This is a genomic window from Vibrio sp. Of7-15, from assembly GCF_022347565.1.
Lineage (GTDB): Bacteria > Pseudomonadota > Gammaproteobacteria > Enterobacterales > Vibrionaceae > NORP241.
Genome location: NZ_JAKRGH010000060.1, coordinates 1 through 4,226, shown reverse-complemented (window position 1 = coordinate 4,226; position 4,226 = coordinate 1). Strand labels below are relative to the sequence as shown.

General features: G+C 41.6%; 2 protein-coding genes. Both read left to right on the top strand.

The features are described 5' to 3' along the window. Positions 1-3,193, top strand: a 3,193-nt coding sequence (locus tag MHO82_RS25550) for a hypothetical protein (protein WP_239189404.1), incomplete at its 5' end; no start/stop codon positions are given. A 4-nt stretch (positions 3,194-3,197) separates the two neighbouring features. Then, positions 3,198-4,022, top strand: coding sequence for a hypothetical protein (locus tag MHO82_RS25545; protein WP_239189402.1), 825 nt, complete (start codon positions 3,198-3,200; stop codon positions 4,020-4,022). The last annotated feature ends 204 nt before the right edge of the window (positions 4,023-4,226 follow it).

The following is a 4,226-nucleotide window of genomic DNA, read 5'->3' as shown; positions in this document are numbered from 1 at the left end:
GCGTCAAAAAACACAATTTACCGATGAACCCGATTTTCGTGAACGAGCCACCAAAACCTCGGGGCAAGTCTACTCATTTTTGGATTTGGTGAACTACAATCGCACCGAGCAAGACACCTTCATCGATTTTGCAAATTTAGTCGCCGACATGGATGAAGGCACCGCCGTGCAAGACGGTCGCTTTGCAGGCAGCGTGACCCCCACACAAAGTGATGAGGCCCATCAACCCGTCATCAGCAACCAAAGTTTGCTCGACACCATTGATGAATGCGCCCCCGTACGTGCCGATATTTTGGTGTTAGACGATCCGATTGCGTTGGTGGAAGACATATTTGCAGTAACAGGCAGACAACTACTGTCGTGGGTGGACTGGCAAGAAAAAAATCAAAAAAAATACGATGTTGCCAGAGCAGTAACAAGCTTCTGCCAACTTCAACTAGACCCAAGCGATTCATTCGCTCAGGAATTGGAGAAAGTCGATGCCCCTCAGAGAGCCCGAGTGCTAGCAGAAACGTCTGACTATTTTGCATCTGAAAATGGGTTGAGTGTCATTATGACCCATAATCCGACAGCATCAATGGAAGCCAATGCTTTATTAATGTCAACAAACTCCGAGCGGTTTAATAAATATATTAGAGAAGAAGGCTTTAACCACCCGCCACATCAAGGCTCATTCGATTCGGCTTATGGTCGTCAAATGGGGGCAAAGGAAAAGTGGCGGAGCCGAGTTCGCTTAAAAGAAGCAGAAGCGTATTTATTTGAATGTATCGGGCAGGAAGAGCTGCTTAAAGGAAGCTTACAATTTTCTGGCCATTGTGTATTTAGCTTATTAAACGCTATTGGCCCAGATCCAAGTTTCCTCTTCTTCGATATGCATGATAAGGAGCATGTTCAACAATTTATTGTTCAGGTGAACGCTTGGCAATCCCAGTTAAATACCGCACTGACTGAAGAAGACGCACTCACACACATTGAGCAAGTGTCAGACTCATCCGCACCGTTAATTAATGTTGTGGGCAGCGCAGTGTATTCTGGCGTACCCGCATTTAAGCCTTATTTAGTTAACCTGATAGATAAGGTGTTGTCTCTGACTCCGAACGATACCTATCACGCTTTACTTGAAGAAGGCCATTCACCCGAAGTATTGAGTGACTTTTTAGATAAAGCGAACGAAATCAGTCTTCAGAGTGGTTCTGCCGACAAATCCGCTTACCTTGCCGGAACCGTCGCCCTGTGGGATCTGCTCAATAGTGAAGAGCTCGCACAATTTAAGTTTTATCAAGACTATGTGTATATCCCAGTCGATAATTTTAAAGCTAAAACAATTGGTAAAGGGCTAGATTATTTAGTCGACTCAGACGTACTGAGCGTTAACAACTGGGCCATTCGGGGGGCGACCAGTAAAATTCAATCGAACTGGAGTTTAAATAAAAAAGTCAAAATAGTGGATATGATCCCGGTTGGGGTCGTTAGCCAATTATCAGGTCATGATGTTACTTTAACTCCTGAAAACAAAGCCAAGTACTTAGCAGATAAAATGCAGTTAAGGGAGAACTTTAAAGCACTGGCTAAAGCTCGTAAGAATTACCGAAAAAGCAAAAACTTAGTGGTTCGTGCTAAATACCGTACCGAGATGTTCATGCTCAAAAGCCAGAGCAAAAAGCTGGCCGACGGTCTGCCGGGGTACATTACGTTTACCGATGCTGAAAAGCATAAAATAGCGAAAGATTTGATCTCAGGTACGGCCTCCAAAGTGATTTCGATGGCCATTTCAGTGAAGATTATTCATTTGAACTTTCTGGCTTTAACAGAGGATTATCACCGAATACTCACCAGCCCAAACGCAAAAGAGACCGATGCGTTTACCTTAGTGTACCGGGCATTATGGCTGTCTGAATCCGTGTTAAGAATTGTGAAAGACATTGTGCATTCACAGGCCATTAGCACTCTTAGCTCGTTAAAAGGTGAATTGTATAACAAAGTAACCTCACTACCTCTTCATCGAGCCATACACCATAAAGAAGCCAGTAAGGCCGTTGCCAAATCTTTATCAAAATTACTGATATTTGGGGTGACAGCAGAGTTAACACTTATGGCCGCTGGGGCCCTAGAGACTTATCAAATTATTTTTTATGATCTATCAAATGCATCTGGAAATACTTATATTGCGACAGCAATAAAAGCAGCTGGAACGGGTTCTATGGCTTTCTCTGGATATTTGGGGTTAAAAGCACTTTATTTAGGTTTTGCCTCTTTCGCTGTGGGTGCATTTGTCTTCGGGGCAGTTGGAGGCCTAATTTACGCACTGGCAACCCTTTATCTTAATCTTGCTAAAGACGATGACATCAGTGAGTGGCTTAAAAATACGATGTGGGGAGACGATCATTGGAATGGAGCCCGTATCTGGGAAGATACGCCAAAAGGCTATAAAGACACCATGGATGCGTTGGGTGAACTTAAAAATAAACCGAGCGTGTATACTCAACCCACCTTGAAATGTGAACATTCCGTTTCGGAAGAATCCGTTGATGGTTTCCACTTAATGATTGATTTCCCATCCGCCTTATTTCAAAAAAAAGCGCGGGTAGACGTTATGATTTACAATCGTGGACCTGCGCCCTTTACAACACTGCGTGGTAAGCATGATACGGAAACAACATCCACTTACAAAGATCATAAATACTTTCATGTTTCTGAAGTTCAAGGTAAAAATACAGAGTGGCTCGGAGAGTGGGTTCAAGGTGTTAGGCCACTGCCGAGTAAAAGTGCGAATGGCCATTTAGTAACCCCTGAACTGTCGGTAACAAAAGAGCAAGATGAAGAGAGCATTAAAAGCTTAGAAAGTTGGAAAATCATGGAAGAGGATAACCAAATCTTAAAATTATGGTTACCAAGGCCTTGGATGCCCACAGGGGTTATTGGCTATCGTACTTGCCCTGCCATAGTGTTGGTGTGGTATGAATCTGATCTCGACCTTACTACCGGAAAGCCAAAAGAGAATGCGGTTCCACATGGGTTTGCACTGGATTTATCATTAGCCAGCAACATCATTGGTGAAGATGCAATAGCAGACTCATTCAAAAGTGTATCGAGCATGAAAGATTCAGATCGCGAAGGGTTTCAAGCTTATGAAAAAGCACTTGAATTGGCCCGTACGTACCAAACCCCTAAGCTATTGAGTATAGGAAGTTAATACAATGAGTTTAAAGCAACAAACAAAAGAGCAATATGAGGCGATCCTTCAATCGGTGATGAATGATCCAGAATTGAAAGATGATAAAGCACGTTTACAACAATTCTCAAATACTTATAAAGATATAGTACTGGCCGAACCTGCCATTATGGAATGGGAGTTTGATCATTGGGAGAAACAAACGGTCAGTGAATTCAATTCGGCGATTACGTTTATTATTTTTGCTGCCATTTTCTCTGTATACGCTATGTCAGAGAATTGGTACATGTTTACGGGGCCTCTTGCCGGAATTATTATCTTCATCAATTCGATGCTGATGTACCCAATTCGCTTTAAACATAAATTAACGGAAAGTGGCGTTTATGTTTATCGATACAAACGAGGTAAAAAAATCAGGCAGTTTTTAGCTGGTTTTTTACTTCTTATTACCGTCATCGCTGGCATTGTTTTAACCTTTTACATGGGCTTAATGGCCTTCGCCGGGGCAGGTGCGGGTATGCTGGGGATCTTTACTTTTTATGCCTTAATACAAAAACAAGACAAAGTGAAAGAAGCGGCAATTCCTTGGCAAGGGATGTTTTTGGTCTCCGATTATTCTAAGAATTCCTTTTTAAGAAAAGATCGTAATTTTTTTATTCACTATATGGACGTTCGATGTTCAGTAAATGACTATGAGAGAGTCAAAGGTGTGATTAAATCTAAAATGCGTGAAGATGTTTTATATACTGAAGAAGAAAATGATGATTATTGTAGTGATGAATTTCATGAAGCAATAAAAAGAAGGGAGTTGGAACTTCCATTCTACGATGGTAGGTTGTTCGACAGGTAGTTTTAATAGCGTTAAGTAATAGAAAGCAGCAAGATAATCTTGCTGCTTTCTTTTCTCAATAACTAGAAAATAAGAATGGATTTAAAACGAAAAGAACAATATGAAGCGATCCGCCACTCGGTGATGAACGATCCTGCGTTAACAGATGATACAGCACGTTTACAGAAATTCTCTAATATTTACAAAGATATTATATTGGCCGAG

Excerpts from the sequence above, each read along its gene's own strand:
- MHO82_RS25545 (WP_239189402.1), top strand. The coding sequence starts at position 3,198 with ATGAGTTTAAAGCAACAAACAAAAGAGCAATATGAGGCGATCCTTCAA.